20 protein-coding genes are annotated in these 19,401 nt (G+C 65.0%); 18 read left to right on the forward strand and 2 right to left on the reverse strand.

Going from position 1 to position 19,401, the window contains the following annotated elements:
* The first annotated feature begins 121 nt into the window (after window positions 1–121).
* The 18 genes from J2S97_RS06840 to J2S97_RS06925 all read left to right on the forward strand — a co-directional run bounded on the left by J2S97_RS06840 (window position 122) and on the right by J2S97_RS06925 (window position 18,317).
* Entirely contained in the window at window positions 122–862 is a 741-nt protein-coding gene (locus tag J2S97_RS06840) for a sugar phosphate isomerase/epimerase family protein (RefSeq protein ID WP_307047840.1), read from the forward strand.
* The gene (locus J2S97_RS06845) at window positions 859–2,001 is read left to right on the forward strand and encodes a Gfo/Idh/MocA family protein (RefSeq protein ID WP_307047842.1); all 1,143 of its coding nucleotides are present in this window, start codon (window positions 859–861) and stop codon (window positions 1,999–2,001) included. The genes J2S97_RS06840 and J2S97_RS06845 overlap by 4 nt, the downstream gene beginning before the upstream one ends.
* Window positions 2,002–2,050: 49 nt before the next feature.
* Entirely contained in the window at window positions 2,051–3,373 is a 1,323-nt protein-coding gene (locus tag J2S97_RS06850; protein WP_307047844.1) for an ABC transporter substrate-binding protein, read from the forward strand.
* A gap of 63 nt (window positions 3,374–3,436) precedes the next feature.
* Window positions 3,437–4,450 carry a carbohydrate ABC transporter permease gene (locus J2S97_RS06855; protein ID WP_307047846.1) on the forward strand — a complete coding sequence of 338 codons (1,014 nt, stop codon included), beginning with the start codon at window positions 3,437–3,439 and terminating at the stop codon, window positions 4,448–4,450.
* A complete protein-coding gene (locus tag J2S97_RS06860; protein ID WP_104174058.1) occupies window positions 4,443–5,282 on the forward strand; it encodes a carbohydrate ABC transporter permease in 840 nt (279 codons plus the stop codon). Before J2S97_RS06855 ends, J2S97_RS06860 begins: the two co-directional genes overlap by 8 nt.
* A 179-nt stretch (window positions 5,283–5,461) precedes the next feature.
* Window positions 5,462–6,598, forward strand: a complete 1,137-nt coding sequence (locus J2S97_RS06865; protein WP_307048558.1) for a Gfo/Idh/MocA family protein — start codon at window positions 5,462–5,464, stop codon at window positions 6,596–6,598.
* A gap of 1 nt (window position 6,599) precedes the next feature.
* Window positions 6,600–7,601, forward strand: coding sequence for a sugar phosphate isomerase/epimerase family protein (locus J2S97_RS06870; protein WP_307047848.1), 1,002 nt, complete (start codon window positions 6,600–6,602; stop codon window positions 7,599–7,601).
* A gap of 142 nt (window positions 7,602–7,743) precedes the next feature.
* Window positions 7,744–8,634 carry a TolB family protein gene (locus J2S97_RS06875; protein ID WP_307047850.1) on the forward strand — a complete coding sequence of 297 codons (891 nt, stop codon included), beginning with the start codon at window positions 7,744–7,746 and terminating at the stop codon, window positions 8,632–8,634.
* A gap of 1 nt (window position 8,635) precedes the next feature.
* The gene (locus tag J2S97_RS06880; RefSeq protein WP_307047852.1) at window positions 8,636–9,670 is read left to right on the forward strand and encodes a Gfo/Idh/MocA family protein; all 1,035 of its coding nucleotides are present in this window, start codon (window positions 8,636–8,638) and stop codon (window positions 9,668–9,670) included.
* Window positions 9,663–10,145, forward strand: coding sequence for a heme-degrading domain-containing protein (locus tag J2S97_RS06885; RefSeq protein WP_307047854.1), 483 nt, complete (start codon window positions 9,663–9,665; stop codon window positions 10,143–10,145). Before J2S97_RS06880 ends, J2S97_RS06885 begins: the two co-directional genes overlap by 8 nt.
* A 93-nt stretch (window positions 10,146–10,238) precedes the next feature.
* Window positions 10,239–11,840 carry a sugar ABC transporter ATP-binding protein gene (locus J2S97_RS06890; RefSeq protein WP_373460528.1) on the forward strand — a complete coding sequence of 534 codons (1,602 nt, stop codon included), beginning with the start codon at window positions 10,239–10,241 and terminating at the stop codon, window positions 11,838–11,840.
* Entirely contained in the window at window positions 11,837–12,874 is a 1,038-nt protein-coding gene (locus tag J2S97_RS06895) for an ABC transporter permease (RefSeq protein ID WP_307047858.1), read from the forward strand. Before J2S97_RS06890 ends, J2S97_RS06895 begins: the two co-directional genes overlap by 4 nt.
* On the forward strand, window positions 12,871–13,983 hold the full coding sequence (locus tag J2S97_RS06900) for an ABC transporter permease (RefSeq protein ID WP_307047860.1): 1,113 nt from the start codon (window positions 12,871–12,873) through the stop codon (window positions 13,981–13,983). Before J2S97_RS06895 ends, J2S97_RS06900 begins: the two co-directional genes overlap by 4 nt.
* The gene (locus J2S97_RS06905; protein ID WP_307047862.1) at window positions 13,983–15,206 is read left to right on the forward strand and encodes a substrate-binding domain-containing protein; all 1,224 of its coding nucleotides are present in this window, start codon (window positions 13,983–13,985) and stop codon (window positions 15,204–15,206) included. The genes J2S97_RS06900 and J2S97_RS06905 overlap by 1 nt, the downstream gene beginning before the upstream one ends.
* A gap of 60 nt (window positions 15,207–15,266) precedes the next feature.
* Window positions 15,267–16,115: a sugar phosphate isomerase/epimerase family protein gene (locus tag J2S97_RS06910; RefSeq protein WP_307047864.1), complete on the forward strand. Its 849-nt coding sequence runs from the start codon at window positions 15,267–15,269 to the stop codon at window positions 16,113–16,115.
* 41 nt (window positions 16,116–16,156) lie between these two features.
* Window positions 16,157–16,726 carry a GNAT family N-acetyltransferase gene (locus tag J2S97_RS06915; RefSeq protein ID WP_307047866.1) on the forward strand — a complete coding sequence of 190 codons (570 nt, stop codon included), beginning with the start codon at window positions 16,157–16,159 and terminating at the stop codon, window positions 16,724–16,726.
* Window positions 16,727–16,924: 198 nt separating this feature from the next.
* The gene (locus tag J2S97_RS06920) at window positions 16,925–17,641 is read left to right on the forward strand and encodes a DsbA family oxidoreductase (RefSeq protein WP_307047868.1); all 717 of its coding nucleotides are present in this window, start codon (window positions 16,925–16,927) and stop codon (window positions 17,639–17,641) included.
* 52 nt (window positions 17,642–17,693) lie between these two features.
* Complete coding sequence (locus J2S97_RS06925; RefSeq protein ID WP_307047870.1) at window positions 17,694–18,317, forward strand: TetR/AcrR family transcriptional regulator; 624 nt, start codon at window positions 17,694–17,696, stop codon at window positions 18,315–18,317.
* Between the two features lie 4 nt (window positions 18,318–18,321).
* Here J2S97_RS06925 and J2S97_RS06930 read toward each other — a convergent pair whose 3' ends face one another.
* Window positions 18,322–18,987: a LytR C-terminal domain-containing protein gene (locus tag J2S97_RS06930; RefSeq protein ID WP_307047872.1), complete on the reverse strand. Its 666-nt coding sequence runs from the start codon at window positions 18,985–18,987 to the stop codon at window positions 18,322–18,324.
* On the reverse strand, window positions 18,980–19,279 hold the full coding sequence (locus J2S97_RS06935) for a type II toxin-antitoxin system VapB family antitoxin (protein ID WP_307047874.1): 300 nt from the start codon (window positions 19,277–19,279) through the stop codon (window positions 18,980–18,982). Before J2S97_RS06935 ends, J2S97_RS06930 begins: the two co-directional genes overlap by 8 nt.
* Window positions 19,280–19,401: the final 122 nt, after the last annotated feature.

Genomic DNA, 19,401 nt, shown 5'->3' on the forward strand with positions numbered 1-19,401 from the left:
CAACTTTTGCTTGACGCTCGACAAAAGTACCTCTAGCTTGATCTGTGAGCGGTGTCACCTGAGCCTGAGTGCGATCCGGGATTTGACGGGCACCCTCTTACCCCAACGACGAGGAGAGACAGTGTCATACTCGATCCAGCTCTACACGGTCCGCAAGGCCCTGGAAGAGGATCTCGCTGGAACCATCCAGCGCCTGGCTGAAATCGGCTTCACCATGGTTGAGCCCTACCGTTTCGTCGCCAAAGCCGCTGAACTCAAGCAAGCCTTGGCAGAGAACAACCTCACCGCGCCGTCCGGCCACGCCCCCCTGCTCAGCGATGACCAGGACGCCATCTTCACCGCAGCACGGCAGCTGGGAATCGGCACCGTCATTGACCCGCACGTTCCGATCGAGCGCTGGAACACGATCGAAGATATTAAGGAAACCGCCGAACAGCTCAACGCCGCCGCCGCCAAAGGCGCTGCATACGGGGTCCGCGTCGGCTACCACAACCACTGGTGGGAAGTGGAGTCCGTGATCGACGGCAAGACCGCCATCGAACACCTCGCCGACAATCTGGCCCCTGAAGTTGTCCTGGAACTCGACACCTACTGGGCAGCAGTGGGCGGCCAGAACCCGGCCGAACTGCTCGCCCGGCTCGGCGACCGGGTCAAGTTCATTCACATCAAGGACGGCCCCGTCACCTCCGATCCGTCCAGCCAGCTCGCCGTCGGCGACGGCAAGATGCCGATCTGGGACGTGCTGGACGCTGCCCGCTCGCTCGAAGCCGCCGTGGTGGAACTCGACGATTTCCAGGGCGACATGTTCGATGCCGTTCGGGACAGCTACAACTACCTCAACGCCGGGAAGGTCTCCGCATGAGCCACGCAGCAGGAACCGATTTTGGCCCCTTGGGTTCCGGCCCGGTCGGCGTCGGCATCATCGGCGCTGGTGTGATCAGCAAACAATACCTGGACAACCTCACCAGTTTCCCGGACGTCCGGGTCGTAGCGATCGGAGACCTGTTCGAGGAGGCCGCAGCCACGCGGGCCGCCGAGTACGGGATCGCGAACCATGGCGGCATCGACGCGGTCCTGGGCGATCCCGACGTCGAGATTGTCATCAACCTGACCATCCCCGCAGCGCACGTCGAAGTGGCCACCCAGGCCGTGAACGCCGGCAAGCATGTCTGGAGCGAAAAGCCGTTCTCACTGGACCGGGAAAGCGGGCTGGGCCTGCTCAAGGTGGCTGACGCCGCCGGCGTGCGGCTGGGCTGCGCCCCGGACACGTTCCTCGGTGCCGGCCTGCAGACGGCCCGACGGATGATCGAGCGTGGCGACATCGGCACGCCGCTGACCGCCTTGACCCTGATGCAGTCACCCGGCCCGGAATCCTGGCACCCAAATCCCGCCTTCCTGTTCCAGGACGGCGCCGGTCCGCTGTTCGACATCGGCCCCTATTACCTGACCACCCTCGTCCAGACCTTCGGCAGTGTCCGCCGGGTGGCCGCGTTCGGTTCGAAGTCCCGCGAATCTCGGGTGATCGGCTCCGGTCCCAAGGCCGGCGAGGAGTTCGACGTCACGGTGCCGACGCATGTCAGTTCCATCCTGGAGTTCGAGGGTGGCGAATCGGCCCAGAGCATCTTCAGCTTCGATTCACCGTTCAAGCGCGCCGGCTTTGTCGAGATCACCGGCTCCGACGCGACGATTGCGCTTCCGGATCCGAACAACTTCGACGGCGACATCCGAATCTGCGCGATCGGTTCCGACGACTGGACCGTAGTCCCGTCGGTCGGCTCCACCGCCAGCCGCGGCGCCGGAGTGCTGGAAATGGCCCGCGCCATCCGCGAAGGGCGGCCGCACCGAGCACAGGGTGAGCTGGCTTTCCACATCCTCGACACCATGGCCTCGATCTCGGAGTCCATCGACAACCGCGCCTTCGTGGACGTCGAAAGTTCCGCCGCCAAGGTCCCGGCCCTGCCCGAGGACTGGGACCCGACGGCAGCAACCATCTCCGCCTAGCACCACCCAGCATCAGCTTCCCAGCTCGACGACGAGAAACCGGAGCACCATGAAAAATCCCCTGAAAGTCCTGTCGGCCTTTGCCGCAACGGCCGCCATGGCACTCAGCCTGAGCGCCTGCGGCGGCGGCAGCAGCCAAGCCTCCAGCGACACCATCACCTACTGGGCCTCTGACCAAGGCAACAGCCTGGATGACACGGCAGCCAAGCTCAAGCCGTCCCTGGACCGATTCACCGAAAAGACCGGAGTCAAGGTCCAGCTGGAAGTCATCAGCTGGACTGACCTCTACAACCGCATCCTCACGGCAGTCACCAGCGGCGACGGCCCTGATGTCCTGAACATCGGCAATACCTGGGCCGTAACGCTCCAGGAGACAGGCGCATTTGAGCCCGTCGAAGGCGAGCTGCTGGAAGCGGTCGGCGGCAAGGACCGCTTCCTCAAGACCAGCTGGTCCACCGGCGGCGCAGAAGGCAAGACCCCGACATCGGTGCCGCTCTACGGCCTGGCGTACAACATGTACTACAACACCAAAATGTTCAAGGAAGCCGGCATAGAGAAGGCGCCCACCACCTGGGACGAGTTTGTGGCCGACGCCAAGAAGCTCACCAAGGACACCAACGGCGACGGCAAACCGGATCAGTGGGGCTTCACGGCCGCCGGAGCATCCGTGTCCGCCAACTCGCACCAGGCATTCGTCCGGGGCCTCCAGAACGGCGGCACTCTCTTCGACGCGGAAGGAAAACCGACCTTTGACAGCGATCCCCAGGTGGAGGGTGTCAAGCAGTTCGTGGACCTGATGGCCACGCACAAGGTGATGTCGCCGTCGGACGCCGAGCTCAGCCAGGGAAGCCAGAAAGTGGACAACGTCATCAACGGCAAGGCTGCCATGATGTTCGATCAGAGCCCGCTGAAGAACTTCGCCGCCCGCGACTTCAAGGATTGGGGCGTCGCCCCGATCCCCATGATGACGGCCGGTGCCACCGGCGATGCCGGCACCCAGAGCCACGTCGCCGGGATCAACCTGAGCGTCTTCAAGAACAGCGACAACAAGGCGAATGCCATCAAGCTGGCAGCTTTCCTGACCAGTGACGAGGAGCAGGTTGCCCTGAACAAGGCGTACTCCTCGCTGCCCGTGGTGACCACCGCCTCGAGCGACGCGGCATTCCAGACCGAGGAGGTCAAGGCAAAGAATGATGCCCTGGCCAACCACTCGCTGCCCATGCCCCTGATCGCGAAAGAGGGCCAGATGGAGACCCTCACCGGCACGGCAATCAAGAACCTCTTTGCCAAGGCGGCCACCGGAACCGTTTCCGAAGATGACATCCGGGCGGCCCTCAAGGACGCCAACAACCAGATGGCCGCGGCCCAGTAACCAGGCCCAGTGAGCGGGGGCGCCGCCGAACTGCGGTGCCCCCACTCCGGCAAAGGAGTTTCCATGTCCCATTCAGCACTGGACAGCGGCCCCGCCGCTGCAGGCAGCACAGCTGCCCTTGATCCTGAGCCCGGCCAACCGAAGGCCGCCACCGCACCGCCAGTACGCAAGCGGCGCCGCTCATTCCTCCCGTACGGCCTGATCCTCCCGGCCGCGATCCTCGAACTCCTGATCCACATCGGCCCCATGCTCCTGGGCATCTGGATCGCGTTCATCTCCCTGACCCAGCTCAATCTCACCAACTGGCTCAACGCCCCCTTCGTGGGCCTGCAGAACTTCGTCAACGGCCTCAACCCTGAAAGCACCATCGGACAGGCATTCTTCAGCACAGTCGGCCGGACCTTGGGCTATACCGTGCTGGTGGTCGGCTTCTCCTGGGTGCTGGGCATGGCGGGCGCCGTGTTCCTTTCCTCCAATTTCAAGGGCCGTGCGGTCCTGCGCACGTTCTTCCTGGTTCCCTATGCACTCCCGGCGTACGTCGGAACCATCGCATGGGCCTTCATGTTCAACCAGCGCGACGGCGCCGTAAACCAGATCCTGGTGGACACCTTCCATCTTTTCGGTGACGAGCGGCCCTTCTGGTTGCTGGGCGAGAACTCCTTCGGCGCCATGATCGTGGTGAACGTCTGGCAGCTGTGGCCCTTCGCGTTCCTCATGCTGATGGCGGCCCTCCAGAATGTCCCCACGGACGTCTACGAAGCTGCGGCCATCGACGGAGCGTCACTCTGGCAGCAGTTCCGCACGATCACGCTGCCCATGGTCCGCCCGGCCAACGGTGTGCTCCTCATGGTGATGTCGCTCTGGACCTTCAACCAGTTCAACATTCCCTTTGTCCTGTTCGGCGCCTCGTCTCCGAAGGAAGCTACCCTCATTTCGCCACTGATCTACCAGAATTCATTCGGCAGCTGGAACTTCGGCCTGGGCGGCGCCATGAGCGTCCTGCTGCTCATCGCACTGTTCATTGCCTCCGTTTTCTACATCCGCATGGTGCTGCCCAAGGGGGCCGACAATGATTGAGACCCGCAACTTCCGAATCCTCAGGAACGTGGTCCTGACAATCCTGTCCCTCTGGGTGGCCATCCCGCTCTACGTGGTGGTATCCACATCGCTGAAACCGCTCAAGGACGTCTCCGGGCTGTTCCAGTGGATCCCCCGGGAGATCACCGCCTCCCCGTACCTCGACATCTGGACCACCGTGCCGCTGGCCAAGTACTTCCAGAACAGCCTCATCATCACCATCTGCGCCACAGCCTGCTCCGTCACGGTCGCCGTACTGGCCGCCTACGCCATCGCCCGACTGCAGTTCAAGGGCAAGCGGGCCTTCAGCCTGACGGTCCTGTCCACGCAAATGTTCCCCGGCATCCTGTTCCTCCTGCCGCTCTACCTGATCTTCACGCAGATCCGGAACATGACCGGGCTGCAGCTGCAGGGGTCCTACCTCGGGCTCATCATCACCTATATGACGTTCACTTTGCCTTTCGCAATCTGGATGCTGAGCGGCTACTTCGCATCCATCCCGAAGGAGCTGGAAGAGGCTTCGATGATCGACGGCACCGGCCGGATGGGCGCCCTCTTCCGGGTCATCCTGCCGGTGGCCAAGCCGGGCATCATTGCGGTGGCGGTGTACTCCTTCATCTCAGCCTGGGGAGAGGTGTTGTTCGCCTCTGTCCTGACCAACGAGGCCACCAAGACCCTGTCCCTGGGGCTCAAGGCCTACGCCAGCGAATCCGACGTGTTCTGGAACCAGCTCATGGCCGCCTCCGTGGTGGTCAGCCTTCCCGTCCTGATCGGCTTCATCCTGGTCCAGAAGCATCTGGTCGCAGGCCTGTCCGCCGGCGCCGTCAAGTAGGCACAATGAAGTAGGAACCAGCAGAACCCTTACCCGGCCAGCCGAGCAAGCGCCGTTCGCGGCCAGCCACCTTAGTTATGAGGAGCATCATCATGAACACGGCGCACACGCCCCCGCCGTCGGCGGACAGCAGCACCTTCAACACCTCCGCACCGGCCGGCCCGCCCCTGGGCGTGGCGATGATCGGCTACGCGTTTATGGGCAAGGCCCACTCGAACGCGTGGCGGAACGTTGCGTCCTACTTCGACGTTCCGGCCTTCGAGCAGAAAGTGCTCGTGGGCCGGGACGCCGGGCAGGTCGCCGCCGCCGCTGAGAAATACGGGTGGGCGGAGTCCGCCACGGACTGGCGCTCGGTCCTTGACCGGGACGACATTGACATCGTGGACATCTGCGCCCCTGGCTGGATGCATGCCGAGATCGCCATCGCAGCCCTCGAGGCCGGCAAGCACGTCCTGGTCGAGAAGCCCCTGGCAAACACCCTGGCCGAAGCAGAGGCCATGACCGAAGCCGCCCAGGCGGCCCGTGAACGCGGCGTGCAGTCCATGATCGGTTTCAACTACCGCCGCGTCCCGGCCCTGGCCCTCGCGAAGGAGCTCATCGCCGAGGGCCGGCTCGGGACAGTCCGGCACGTCCGGGCCGCGTACCTGCAGGACTGGCTGGTGGACTCCGACTCCCCCATGACCTGGCGGCTGAACAAGGAAACCGCCGGGTCCGGGGCCCTGGGCGACATCGCCTCCCACGCGATCGACCAGGTCCTGTTCCTCCTGGGCGGCACGGTCACCGAGGTCTCCGGCCGGCTGCACACCTTCGTGACCAGCCGCCCCGGGGCGCACGGCCCCGAAGAAGTGACGGTCGACGACGCCGCCTGGGCCACGCTGACACTGGACACCGGGACCATCGCCTCGGTGGAAGTCTCGCGCATGGCCACAGGACAGAAGAACTCCCTCAAGCTCGAGATCTACGGCGACAAGGGCTCCCTGCTCTTCGACCTTGAAGCCATCAACGAACTCGGCTTCCTGGACGCCACCGTCCCGGTCCGGGAACAGGGCTTCCGGCGCATCCTCGTCAACGAACCCGGGCACCCGTACATGGCTGCCTGGTGGCCGCAGGGCCATGTGATCGGCTGGGAACACACGTTCACACACGAAATCCGGGACTTCCTGGCCGCGGTCAACGGCGGCACCCCGCCGTCGCCGTCGTTCGAGGAGGGACTGGCCGTGCAGCGGGTGCTGGCCGCCGTCGAAGAATCCGCCAATGCCAAGTCCTCCATCATCCAGCTCGCCTCACCCCATACATCCGCCACCGAAGGAGCCTGACATGCCCCGCCCGTACACCCTGTTCACCGGCCAGTGGGCCGACCTCCCGTTCGAGGAAGTCGCCAAGCTGGCTTCCGGCTGGGGCTACGACGGCCTGGAAATCGCCGTCTCCGGGGACCACCTGGACGCCTGGCGCTGGGACGAACCCGGCTACGTCGACTCCAAACTCGCCGTCCTGGAGAAGTACAACCTGAAGGTCTGGGCCATCTCCAACCACCTCAAGGGCCAGGCCGTCTGCGATGACCCCATCGACTTCCGCCACGAAGCCATCGTCGGATCCAAGGTCTGGGGCGACGGCGACCCCGAAGGCGTCCGGCAGCGCGCCGCCGAGGAAATGAAGCACACCGCCCGGCTCGCCAAAGCCCTCGGCGTGGACACCGTCGTCGGATTCACCGGCTCCTCCATCTGGCAGTACGTCGCCATGTTCCCGCCCGTCCCCGAGAAAGTCATCGAGGCCGGCTACCAGGACTTCGCGGACCGCTGGAACCCCATCCTTGACGTCTTCGACGAATGCGGCGTCCGCTTCGCCCACGAAGTCCACCCCTCCGAGATCGCCTACGACTACTGGACCACCGTCCGCACCCTCGAAGCGATCGGACACCGGCCCGCATTCGGCCTGAACTGGGACCCGTCCCACTTCATGTGGCAGGGCATCGACCCCGTCTCCTTCATCTGGGACTTCAAGGACCGGATCTACCACGTGGACTGCAAGGACACCAAGCTCCGCCCCACCGGCCGGAACACCGTCATGGGCTCCCACCTGCCCTGGGGCGACCCGCGACGCGGCTGGGACTTCGTCTCCGCCGGCCGCGGCGACGTCCCCTGGGAATCGTCCTTCCGCGCCCTCACCGCCATCGGCTACGACGGCCCCATCTCCGTCGAATGGGAAGACGCCGGCATGGACCGCCTGCACGGCGCCCCCGAAGCCCTCGCCGCCCTGAAAAAGTTCGACTTCCCGGCGTCGCAGACCAGCTTCGACGCCGCCTTCAGCAGCAAGGACTGACCACCCGGCACACCCGGCCAGACCGACAGACCCGGCCAGACCGACAGTGTTTTTGTCCAGATAACGCGACTTCGAGCGCGATTTGGCGACGTTATCTGGACAAAAACTCAAGAGGCGTCATGACTGAACAGGAACTCTAGCTATGCTGCGTACCCTCCAGCCCGGGCAGCGCTGCGAGGTCTGGATTGCGTCCGTCACGGGGCACTCCCAGCTGGTGCACACAACGGACGACGTCCTCCTCGAGGCACCGAATTGGACCCTCGACGGCTCCGCCCTCATCCTCAACGGGGACGGAAAGCTGTGGAGCCTTGATGTCGGGACCTGCGCCGTCGCGCAGGTCCCCCTCACCGGGGTCCCGGACCTGAACAACGATCACGTCCTGGCGCCCGACGGTGAACAGATCTTCCTCTCGGCGAATGATGGCCACATCTACCGCGCAGAACTCAACGGCGGGGCGGCCGAGAGGATCACCAACGACGACGGGTCCTTCCACTTCCTCCACGGCGTCAGCCCGGACGGTCAGGAGCTGGCCTACGTGGGAATTGAAGCCGGCGACTTCACGCAACCCGGCAAACTCATGACCATGGCGTCCGACGGCGGCGTTACCGCCGCCGCTGACGTCGGCGCAGGCCACTGCGACGGGCCCGAATATTCGCCCGACGGGAAATGGCTCTACTTGAACACGGAGTCCTTTACGTCGACACCCGGCCACGCCCAACTCGCCCGTATCAAAGTGAACGGAGGAGGCTTCGAGCAGCTCCTCGAATCCGAAACCGTCGACTGGTTCCCGCACCTCTCCCCCGACGGGCGGTTGGCCAGCTATATCCGTTTTCCCGGCGGCACGGTGGGCCACCCCGCGGACCTGCCGGTCGACGTCGTGCTCGTCTCTACCGGCGACTGGACCACGCCGCTGCATACGTGGTCCCTCTTCGGCGGCCAAGGTACGCTCAACGTCAACAGCTGGTCGCCCGGTTCCACCCGGTTCGCGTACGTCGCGTACCCGCTCAGCGATTCCGAAACCACAAAGGATTAACGTGACGAACCACCCCCATGGCACTTCCGACGGACAAATCCGCTGGGGAATCCTCGGCACCGGCTTCATCGCTGACCTGCAAACGCAGGACCTGCTCGAGAACGGCTTCACGGTGCAGGCTGTCGGTTCCCGCAGCATGGAATCGAGCAGGGCATTCGGTGACAAATACAGCATTCCCACCGCCCATGACAGCTATGAAGCATTGGTTGCGGACCCGGATGTGGACGTCATTTACGTTGCCACGCCCCACCCCTTCCACCACGCGAACGCGCTCCTCGCCCTCAATGCCGGGAAGCACGTCCTGGTAGAGAAGGCGTTCACCATCAACGCCCGTGAAGCGAGGGAGATCGTTGAGCTGGCCGGGTCCAAGGGCCTCGTGGCCCTGGAGGCCATGTGGAGCCGCTTCCTCCCACACATGATCCGGCTCCGCGAAATCATCCGGGACGGCACGATCGGCGAGATCCGCAAGGTCATCGCCAGCCACAACCAGAACCTTCCCAAGGACCCTGCCCACAGGCTGAACGATCCTGCCCTGGGCGGCGGTGCGCTGCTGGACCTCGGCGTCTACCCCGTCTCCTTTGCCTTTGACATCTTCGGCACTCCGGAAACCATCCGGGCCAGCGCCTCCATGACGGCAACGGGCGTGGACCGCCAGACCGCGGCGATCTTCGAATACGCAGGCGGACGGCAGGCCATCCTGGACTGCGAACTTGACGCGGCCGGCCCCAACCGGGCCGTGGTCATCGGGACAGAAGGGTGGATCGACATCGAAGCCACTTGGTACAACCCGACGCCCTTCACAGTGTTCGACACCCACGGCAACGTCCTGGAGCGGTTCGACCAACCCGTGAACAGCAGGGGGATGCAGTTCCAGGCCGCCGAGCTGGAGCGGCTGGTCAGCGAAGGAGCCACAGCTGGCTCCATCCTTCCGCCGGGCGAGACCGTGGCCATCATGGCCGCCATGGACGAGATCCGCCGACAGATCGGGCTCAGCTACGCCGCCGACGCCACACCGGAAAGGGACAGCAATGACTGACACCGATTCACCCCGGCTCGCCGAACTACGCCAGCACGAGGAGGAACTTGTCTTCCCGCAGTTCGACCACCACGACGCCTGGCGGCTCGGCTCGCTCATCGCCAACCGCGCAATTGCCGAAGGCCATGGAGTAGCGATTGATATCCGCCGGCACAACATCGTGCTCTTCCGCTGTGTCCTGCCCGGCGCCACGGCCGACCAGGAGGAGTGGATCCGCCGCAAGTCTGCAACCACCTTGCGCTTTGAGCACAGCACTGCGCTCCTCACCGAGCAGTTCGCTTCCAAGGGCGCCGACCCTACACAAGGCGGTTGGCTCACTCCGGAGGACTACACGCTGGCCGGAGGATCGTTTCCCATCCGGGTCCGCGGAACGGGCGTCGTCGCCGCTGTCACGGTATCCGGGCTGTCCTCCGACGACGACCACCAGCTGGTGGTGGACGGCATCCGAACATTCCTCAAGGACGTCGCGGAATAGGAAAACCCTGCCGAATGGCCCCTAGTAGTGAGCAATCGTTTATCCCTTGACTGAACGGAATCGGCCCTGTAACAGTTAGTCGTGGGCGAATCGATGGAGAACCACAATGGGACTGGCGCGGCGTCAGTCCCCGGTGGGCTTCATCAGGGTTCCACGGCGCCACCACCCCTCCTGGAGGTCCGCGGGCTGACCAAGAGTTTCTTCGGCATTCCCGTACTGGAAGACGCCCACCTCAGTCTTCACAGGGGCCAGGTGCACGGGCTTGTGGGCGAAAACGGCGCAGGAAAGTCCACCCTCATGAAGGTGCTTGCTGGGGTGTACCAGCCGGATGCCGGCACGGTCCTGCTGGACGGCCAAGAAGTGAACTTCAGCCACCCGACTAAGGCCCACGAGGCCGGGCTGTCATCGGTGTTCCAGGAGTTCAACCTCCTTCCCGACCGCACGGTGGCCGAGAACATCTACCTAGGCAGGGAACCTAGACGCGGAGTCCTGGTGAACAAGGCCTTGATGAACGACAAGACGGCGGAGTTGCTGGACTCGCTCGGGATCACCGCCATCCGGCCCACGACGCAGGTGCGGAGCCTGACCGTGGCTGAGCAGCAGGTAGTGGAGATTGCGAAGGCGGTCAGCTACGACGCCCGGATCATCTCCATGGACGAGCCCACCGCCGCCCTGGCCGGCGCCGAAGTTGAGCTCCTCTACCAGATCGTGTCCCGCCTCCGGGAACGTGGCACGGCCATCCTCTACGTCTCCCACCGGCTCCGGGAACTCTTCGACCTGTGCGACGTCATCACCGTCCTGAAGGACGGCCGGGTTGTCAGCACCGGCCCCGCGTCTGAACTCGACGATGCACGGCTGGTCCGGCTGATGGTGGGGCGGCCCATTTCAGCCTTCTTCCCGGACAAGCTGCCCCGGGCAGACAGGGATGCTGAAGGCAACAATGCTGAAGGTCCTGGGTTACCCGCAGGGCCCATCCTGGAATTGCAGGGGGCCGGAAACGGCCAACTGGACGGGATCAGCTTCAGCGTTCAGCCGGGGGAGATTGTCGGCCTTGCCGGCCTCCAGGGCTCGGGCCGGACGGAAATGCTTCACGCCATCTTCGGCGCCGCCCCCTTTGACCGCGGGACGATGACGGTGGAAGGCCGGGAGCTGCTGCCGAAGTCGCCGCGGGACGGCGTCCGGGCGCGCATGGCCCTCATCACCGAAGACCGCAAGGCTGAGGGCCTGAGCTTGAACCAGTCCATCCTGGATAACGCGCTCAGCGTGATCAGGTCAGTTTTCCCGCGCCGCACAGGAGCGGTAAGAACCGAGATTCCGGGGGTGTTTTCCTCCCTGGAAGTAGTCGCCCGGGACCTGGACCAGGAGGTGCAGTACCTTTCGGGCGGGAACCAGCAGAAAGTGGTCCTCGCCAAATGGCTGGCCATCCGGCCCCGCCTGGTCCTGCTGGATGAACCCACCCGCGGCATAGATGTGGGAGCCAAGGTTGCGGTGTACCGGTTGATGCGCAAGCTCGCAGCCGAAGGCAAGGCCATCCTGATGGTCTCCAGCGAACTGCCGGAGGTGATCGGCATGTCCGACCGGATCCTGGTCATGCGCGACGGGCGCCTGGCTGGCGAGCTTCCGGCCGGAACGTCCGAGGAAGCCATCCTGCAGCTGGGAACGGGCGCCAGGACTGCTCCGGAAGGAGGGGCATGAACCAGCGCGGCAGCCTCGTCGAGCGCCTGTCCTCCACGCAGATCGTCTACCTGGTGGCGCTACTGACGCTGATCGCCGGTGCGGTACTCGTCGGCACGATCGGGCGGAATTTCTTCAGCCAGGGCAACATCTCCAGCATCCTGACCGGAACCAGCGTCCTGGGTTTCATCGCCATCGGCCAGACGCTCGTCATCCTTGCAGGCAGCCTGGACCTGTCTGTTCCCTACGTGACCAGCCTGGCCAGCCTCATCGCGGCCGGCGTGATGGCCAACAACCCGGGCAACGTCCTGCCCGGCGTGCTGCTGACGCTGGGGGCCGCGGCGGTCATCGGCCTCGCAAACGGGCTCATCGTGGCCCGCCTGAACGTGCACGGGTTCATCGCCACACTGGGCATGGGTCTGATAATCAGCGGCTACCTGGCCACCAATTTCAAGGGGAGCTTCGGCCAGACCCCGCTCTCCTTCCGCCTCATCGGGGCAACGGGCCTGGGGCCCGTTCCCATATCGACAATCATCATGCTGGCGTGTGCTGGCCTGGCCATGCTGCTGCTCCACCGCACCCGCGTGGGCCACCACCTCTACGCCGTCGGCGGGGACATTTCCGTGGCACGGACCTCCGGAATCCGCATCGACGTGCCGGTCATCACGGCCCATGTGATCTGTTCGCTGCTGGCGGGAATGGCGGGGCTGCTCCTTGCCAGCCGGCTGGGCGTGGGCAGCCCGACGGTAGGTTCCCAGGGCGGCTACGACCTGCTCTCCATCGCCGCCGTGGTCCTCGGCGGAACCTTGCTGGCCGGCGGAAAGGGGACCATCACCGGCACCCTCGGCGGCGTACTGATCTTCGCCATGATGGACAACATCATGTCCGTCATGCAGGTCAACCCCTTCCTCAAGGACGTGGTCAGGGGCGTCGTGATCGTCGTTGCAGTCGCCGTCTATGCCCGCCGCAGGATCGTCAGCAGGCCCGAGCGGTTCACCTCGAAGGGTTCCGCGGAGGCGCCGGCCGCACAGGCTGCGCCTGCGGAGGGGCCATGAGCACAGCACTGCCGTCGGGGCGCAGTGCGGTCCTCCGGCAGAACCGAGCGAGCCGTTCCCAGCGGCTCCTGCGTGCTGTACGCACCCCGGGCGGGGCCGTCTTCATTCTGTTGATCAGCCTCCTGACGGCCATCATCGTGCTGAACCCTTCCTTCGGGGAGCCGGGCTCCTTCATCCGGTTCATCGGCAGGACGGCCCCGATCGCCATCGCCGCCGTCGGACAGTATTTCGTCATTGTCAGCGGCGAATTCGACCTGTCGATGGGGTCGGTGGTGACCATGCAGGTCATCGTTGCCGGCAACCTCATCCGGCAGGACGATTCCAGGGTGATTCCGGTGCTGATCCTGATGTTTGTGCTGGGTGCCTTTATCGGGCTCGTGAACGGACTGATCTCAACGCTGCTGAAGGTGCCCAGCTTCATTGTGACCCTGGGCATGATGCTGGCGTTGCTCGGGCTGGTCCTCTACTGGACCGGCGGCGCGGCCCAGGGAAACCCGGCGGACAGCTTTCGCCAGATAGGGCGCGGCGGGATCCAGGACGTCCCGGTGCTGGAGATCATTCCTTACCCCGTCATAATCCTGGCTGCGGTGGCGGTCCTGGCGTTCGGCCTGATGCGCCGCCCTTTCGGCCGCATGCTCATCGCAGTCGGTGACAATCCTGCGGCGGCCGCGCTTGCCGGTTCCCGTGTCTGGTGGGTGCGGACGCGGGCGTTCATCCTCTCGTCGCTGTCGGCAACTGTGGCCGGGATCCTGCTGGTCGGCTATGCGGGGGTGCATCCGTCAGTGGGGCGGGGTTACGAGTTCACGGCGATCACCGCCGTCGTCCTCGGTGGTGTCGTGCTGGGCGGCGGACGCGGCTGGGTCCTGTCCGCGGCGGCCGGGGCGTTCGCCCTCGAGGCGCTGTTCACCCTCCTGAACTTCATGGGCGTCCAGGCGACCTGGCGGGACACGGTCCAGGGGGCAATCATCATCATTGCTGTGGCAGCAGCGTCCAAGTCATGGCAGCGCAAGCGCAAGGGAGCCACTTCCGATGCCCATGACGAACGGCACCGGCTGACTGCAGCACCCATGCCCCACGAGGGCACCGAACAAGGAGGAGATCGAGTCTGATGCGCAAACACTCTATTCGCGCGATCGCACTTGGGGCAGCATTGCCACTGGTGGTGCTGACTGCCTGTACCACCACGGATCCGTCGGTTACTGAAACGACGGCAACGGGTACCGGCTCACCGGCGGCAACCACACCGGCAAGCCAGGAATGGTTTGACCAGGCGCTTTACGACGGGCAGTTTAAGCAACGCTCGGCAACCTTTGAAGGGAACGCCGAGCAACCCTACCTGCAGTACATCGCGGGCGACATGACGGACACCGCCAAGTTCGCCGCGGCCGGACCGCACAAGGTTTGCTTCGCCAACGCCTCCATCTCCAACCCCTGGCGGCAGACCGGCTGGATCACCATGAACCAGCAGCTGCAGGTCCTGCGGGCCTCGGGTGTCATTTCAGAAATGGAAACCCGGGACGCCAAGGACAACGACAACACCCAGATCGCGGACATTGATTACTTCATCGACGAGGGGAACTGCGACGCGTTCGTCATTTCGCCCAATTCGACCGCGGCCCTGACCCAGGCCGTGGAACGTGCCTGCCAGACCGGCAAGCCTGTGGTCGTTTTTGACCGCGGCGTCGAAACAGACTGCGCCACCACGTTCATCCACCCGATAGGCGGCTTCGCCTGGGGCATCGATACCGCCACGTTCCTGACCGACAGGCTGCAGTCCGGCGACAAGGTGGTGGCCCTCCGCATCCTCCCCGGCGTTGACGTGCTGGAGCACCGCTGGGCGGCGGCAAAGAAGATCTTTGAAGAGAAAGGAATCCAGGCCAAGGACTACTTCACCGGTGCCGACCCCACCGAGATCAAGAAGATCATCTCCGATGAACTGGCCACCGGTGACGTCCAGGGCGTCTGGATGGATGCCGGGGACGGTGCTGTGGCTGCCCTCGAGGCGTTCGAGGATGCCGGCAAGGACCTGCCCGTGATGACCGGCGAGGACGAGATGAGCTTCCTGACCAAGTGGAAGGAAACCGGAATCGATGCCATGGCCCCCGTCTACTCCAACTTCCAGTGGCGGACCCCGCTGCTGGCCTTGGAAAAGATCTTCAAGGGTGAGCAGATCCCGGCCGAATGGGTTCTGCCGCAGAAGCCTATCCTCGCGGACGAGCTGGACTCCTGGCTGCAGCGCAATCAGGGGATGCCCGGCGGGCACTACGCCAAATTCGGCGGCGAAGACCTGCCCGGCTACCCGGAGGTCTGGCAGAAGCGGCAAATGCCCTGACACTGTCCGGTGGGGCCCGCGGCGCCGACCCGCGGGCCCTCGGCGTCGGAAGGAGGCAGCGTGAAACGGCTTGTCGGGATCAGCACGTGGGTCTGGGAATCTCCCTTGACCGACGCCAACCTGGGCGGGCTGCTGGCGAAAATCGCCGCGATGGGGTTTGACGCCGTCGAACTGCCGTTGGAAAACGACGGCGACTTCACGCCCGCCGCGGTGCGGGAATCCCTCGCGGCCACGGGGCTCACACCGTTTATTGTCGGTGCCATGGCGCCGGGCCGGGACCTGGTGGCCGCGGCTCCGGCCTCCGTGGAAAGGACCCAGGCCTACCTGATGGCCTGCATCACCATGGCCGGCAGCATCGGCTCGCCCACCGTGTGCGGTCCTTTCTACGCCCAGACCGGCCGGGTCTGGCGGATGTCGCGTGAGCAGCGGCACGAGGCCTACGCCGAGCTGCGCCGAAATCTGCAGCCGGTGGCGGTCCGGGCCCAGGAAGCGGGCGTCGTCCTGGGCATCGAACCGCTGAACCGGTACGAAACATCGCTCATCAACACGGTCGAACAGGCTCTCGAGGCGCTGGAGCCGTTGCTCGGCAACGGCGTCGGCCTCGCGCTGGACAGCTACCACCTTCACATCGAAGAACGTTCGGTTACCGCTGCGGTTCGGGCCGCCGGAGAACACCTCGTTCACGTACAGGTCTGCGGCAACGACCGCGGCGCCCCCGGCGGAGACCAGACGGATTGGGAAGGCTTCGTGCGGGTCCTGGACGAGGTGGGCTACGGCGGACCGCTGAACATCGAAAGTTTTACCGTGGAGAATGCCGCAATCGCCGTAGCGGCCTCCATCTGGCGGCCGCTGGCCCCGAGCCAGGACGAGTTGGCCACAAGGGGCCTGGCTTTCCTGCGCAGCCTCTGACTGCACTACCGGCATACAAGCGACACACTAGAGTTTTGGACATGACGCACACCATCCGGAAAGCAACCGCGGACGACGCCGGCCGGCTGGCCGGGCTTGCCGCCGTCACCTTTCCGCTCGCCTGCCCGCCGGAGTCCTCCCGCGCCGACATCGCGGCGCATCTGGCGGCAACGCTCAGCGAAGCAAATTTCCACAGCTATCTCGCGGACCCGGACATCACGGTCCTGGTAATCGACTCCGACGGCGAGCTCCGCGGCTACAGCATGCTCGTGGACCGGCCGGTCCGGGATCCGGACGTTGCCGCCGCCCTGACCGCCCTACCGGCCACCGAGCTCAGCAAGTGCTACGTCCACCCCGACCACCACGGGCTGGGCGCCGCGGCGGAGCTGATGCACGCCAGCCTCGGCGAGGCCGCTGCCGCCGGTGCCCGCGGAATGTGGCTGGGTGTCAACAGCCAGAACGCCAAGGCCATCCGTTTCTACGAGAAATCGGGTTTCCGGAAGGTCGGCACCAAGTCGTTCACCCTGGGATCCACTGTGGAGCACGACTTCGTGATGGAGCAGGCGCTCCCCCGCCCCCAGCGAAGCCCCGAAGCGCGAACGGACACTTAAGCCCCCGAGCGCGAACGGACACTTAAGCCCCGCCCCGCCCCGACCCGCCCGAAGCGAAGCCCCGAAGCGTGAACGGGCAGGTGATGACCTTAAATCCCTGCCCTGAGGTCATCAGCTGCCAGTTCGCGCTCCTTCGGCAGTGACCAAAGCGACATGCCGCCGGGGAATGGATGCACCGTGCACCCGGTTGTCGCAAGCATGAAGATTGAGATCTGGTCCGATGTCGCCTGCCCCTGGTGCTACATCGGCAAGCGCCGTTTCGAAGCGGCCCTGGCCGAATTCCCGCACCGCGATTCCGTGGAGGTGCAGTGGCGCAGCTACCAGCTCGACCCCACCTTGCCCGAGCACTACGACGGCACCGAACTGGAATACCTCAGCACCCGCAAAGGCATGGCGCCGGCGCAGGTCTCACAGATGTTCGAACACGTGGCTGAACAGGCCAGGGGTGAGGGCCTCAACTACCGGTTCGACGCCGTCGTGGTTGCCAACAGCTTCACCGCCCACCGGCTGATCCACCTGGCCGCAGCCCACGGCAAGCAGGACGCCGCCAAGGAGCGCCTGCTGAGCGACCACTTCGAGCACGGCCGGGACATCGGCAGCCGGGAGTACCTCACTTCCCTGGGCCGTGACCTGGGGATCAACGACGGGGAACTGGACGAACTGTTCACCACCGACAAGTACGCCGACGACGTCAGATTCGACTTCGAAGAGGGCCGTGCCCTGGGTATCAGCGGCGTGCCGTTCTTCGTGATTGACCGCAAGTTCGGACTGTCCGGCGCCCAGCCGTCGGCGATGTTCAGCCAGGCGCTCCACCAGGCGTGGCAGGAGAAGCAGCCCCTCGTGATGGCCGGCACCGGAGCCCCCGGCAGCGAAGGCGGGGCCGAAGCGTGCGGCCCCGACGGCTGCGCCATCTGACTCCGGCGCCGCGGTGCCGGGGTTTGCTGACAGATCACTGTAAAGTGTCTGTATGCCTAGGATTTCGGCCGCCACGAACGCTGCCCAACGAGCCGAGACCCAACGCCGCATCCTGACGGGCTTCGGCGAGCTCCTCTTCACCCACGGCCTGCCCGGGCTCACCATGACCGATGTTGCCCGCCATGCAGGGATCGGCCGCACTGCCGTGTACAACTACTACGCGGACATCGAAGAGCTGCTCATCGCCTACGCGCTGGACGAAACCGAACGCTTCCTTGACGGCCTCCGGGAGTCGCTGCAGTCCCTGGAGAACCCGGTGGAACGCCTGGCGCTGTATGTCCGTGCCCAGGTGGAGGACCTGAGCCGCCGCCACCTGCCGCCGGGCCCGGCCATGGCCGCTGTGCTCTCGCCGGCGTCCTTCTCGAAGCTCGCGGACCACGTGGGCGAGCTCAGCCTGCTCCTGCAGGACATCCTGCGCGACGCGATGGCCCAGGGCTATCTCCCCGCCGCGGACATCGTGCAACTGGCGCAGCTGATCCACGGCACCCTGTCGTCCAGTGCGGCGCGCGGGGACGGCAGTCCGGAGGCGGTGCTCCGCACTGTCCGGTTCATCCAGCTGGGCGCGGGGGCACGTTTCGACGACGGCGGCCGTCCCGTGAGTTTCAGCCAGCCCTAGTCGCCTACCCGGCTTTGGGGATCACCGGCCACTTGGCACTGTCCACGATCCGGCGGCTCTCGCGCGGGCAGCTGAGCTTGCCGGGCGTCTGGTCCACAAGTTCGGGCCCGGTCAGTTCCTTGAAATCACCCGTCAGGATCACGTCCACGCTGCCGTCGGAACGTCCGTCCTGGAAGTAATCCGATTCCGGCAGGTTGCGCTGGACACTGAACGCGGCCGACTGCCCGGCAGCCCCGGAAACCACCGCGGCCACGCCCCGGTAGCCGGACTGGGTGTTGCCCACGTCGGCCACCGCGAATTTCCTGGCCAGGAACTCGTCGGCCACGGAACGGGCCAGGCCGGGCCGGTTGGTGCCGTTGTAGACGTTCAGGCTGACCTTGTCGTTCGGTGTGTAGTCAAAAGTAGCCGTCGGGCACGCCGACACAGAAGCCCGGCTCCGCTCCGCCGTCGGGATCTTGATCTGTCCGTTCATGATGGCCAACGCAACGATGATGGCAGCGATGATCAGCCCCACCAGAATCACCAGTACCACGCCGTGCAGGATCCGGCGGCGCAGCCGGACGGGGTTCTCCGCGGTGTCGTCCGGCTCAACGAAAGTGGCCCTGAGTTCCTTCCCGGAAACCACCCGGTGCCCGTGGAGGACGTTGATGTCCTTGGGTTTCCTAGCCATCTATCACCAGCACACGGGCGTGGATGGCGGTGCGCTGATGCAGTGCCGTCCGGACAGCACGGTGCAGCCCGTCCTCGAGGTACAGGGTTCCCCGGTACTGCACAACGTGGGGAAAGAGATCGCCGAAGAACGTGGAATCCTCGGCGAGGAGAGCCTCAAGGTCGAGGGTACGTTTGGTGGTCACCAGCTCATCGAGCCGGACAGGACGCGGCGGAAGCGCGGCCCACTCCCTGGGGGTGTTGTAACCATGGTCGGGGTAAGGGCGTCCCTCGCCCACAGCTTTGAATATCACCCTGCAAGCCTATGGAACTTGCCCGGCCAAGGGAACGAATGACCCAGCGCTGTTCCAAGGTTGTAGCCAAACGGTGACCATTGACCGCCTGCGTCGCAGCGAGGCAACATTCTGCGCCGTGC

The organism is Arthrobacter oryzae, assembly GCF_030812315.1.
GTDB lineage: Bacteria > Actinomycetota > Actinomycetes > Actinomycetales > Micrococcaceae > Arthrobacter > Arthrobacter oryzae_B.

What these genes read in the sequence shown, in the direction of transcription:
- J2S97_RS06845 (WP_307047842.1), top strand. Translation starts at nt 859, where the DNA reads ATGAGCCACGCAGCAGGAACCGATTTTGGCCCCTTGGGTTCCGGCCCG.
- J2S97_RS06850 (WP_307047844.1), top strand. Translation starts at nt 2,051, where the DNA reads ATGAAAAATCCCCTGAAAGTCCTGTCGGCCTTTGCCGCAACGGCCGCC.
- J2S97_RS06855 (WP_307047846.1), top strand. Translation starts at nt 3,437, where the DNA reads ATGTCCCATTCAGCACTGGACAGCGGCCCCGCCGCTGCAGGCAGCACA.
- J2S97_RS06860 (WP_104174058.1), top strand. Translation starts at nt 4,443, where the DNA reads ATGATTGAGACCCGCAACTTCCGAATCCTCAGGAACGTGGTCCTGACA.
- J2S97_RS06865 (WP_307048558.1), top strand. Translation starts at nt 5,462, where the DNA reads ATGATCGGCTACGCGTTTATGGGCAAGGCCCACTCGAACGCGTGGCGG.
- J2S97_RS06870 (WP_307047848.1), top strand. Translation starts at nt 6,600, where the DNA reads ATGCCCCGCCCGTACACCCTGTTCACCGGCCAGTGGGCCGACCTCCCG.
- J2S97_RS06875 (WP_307047850.1), top strand. Translation starts at nt 7,744, where the DNA reads ATGCTGCGTACCCTCCAGCCCGGGCAGCGCTGCGAGGTCTGGATTGCG.
- J2S97_RS06885 (WP_307047854.1), top strand. Translation starts at nt 9,663, where the DNA reads ATGACTGACACCGATTCACCCCGGCTCGCCGAACTACGCCAGCACGAG.
- J2S97_RS06890 (WP_373460528.1), top strand. Translation starts at nt 10,239, where the DNA reads ATGGAGAACCACAATGGGACTGGCGCGGCGTCAGTCCCCGGTGGGCTT.
- J2S97_RS06895 (WP_307047858.1), top strand. Translation starts at nt 11,837, where the DNA reads ATGAACCAGCGCGGCAGCCTCGTCGAGCGCCTGTCCTCCACGCAGATC.
- J2S97_RS06900 (WP_307047860.1), top strand. Translation starts at nt 12,871, where the DNA reads ATGAGCACAGCACTGCCGTCGGGGCGCAGTGCGGTCCTCCGGCAGAAC.
- J2S97_RS06905 (WP_307047862.1), top strand. Translation starts at nt 13,983, where the DNA reads ATGCGCAAACACTCTATTCGCGCGATCGCACTTGGGGCAGCATTGCCA.
- J2S97_RS06915 (WP_307047866.1), top strand. Translation starts at nt 16,157, where the DNA reads ATGACGCACACCATCCGGAAAGCAACCGCGGACGACGCCGGCCGGCTG.
- J2S97_RS06920 (WP_307047868.1), top strand. Translation starts at nt 16,925, where the DNA reads ATGAAGATTGAGATCTGGTCCGATGTCGCCTGCCCCTGGTGCTACATC.
- J2S97_RS06925 (WP_307047870.1), top strand. Translation starts at nt 17,694, where the DNA reads ATGCCTAGGATTTCGGCCGCCACGAACGCTGCCCAACGAGCCGAGACC.
- J2S97_RS06930 (WP_307047872.1), bottom strand. Translation starts at nt 18,987, where the DNA reads ATGGCTAGGAAACCCAAGGACATCAACGTCCTCCACGGGCACCGGGTG.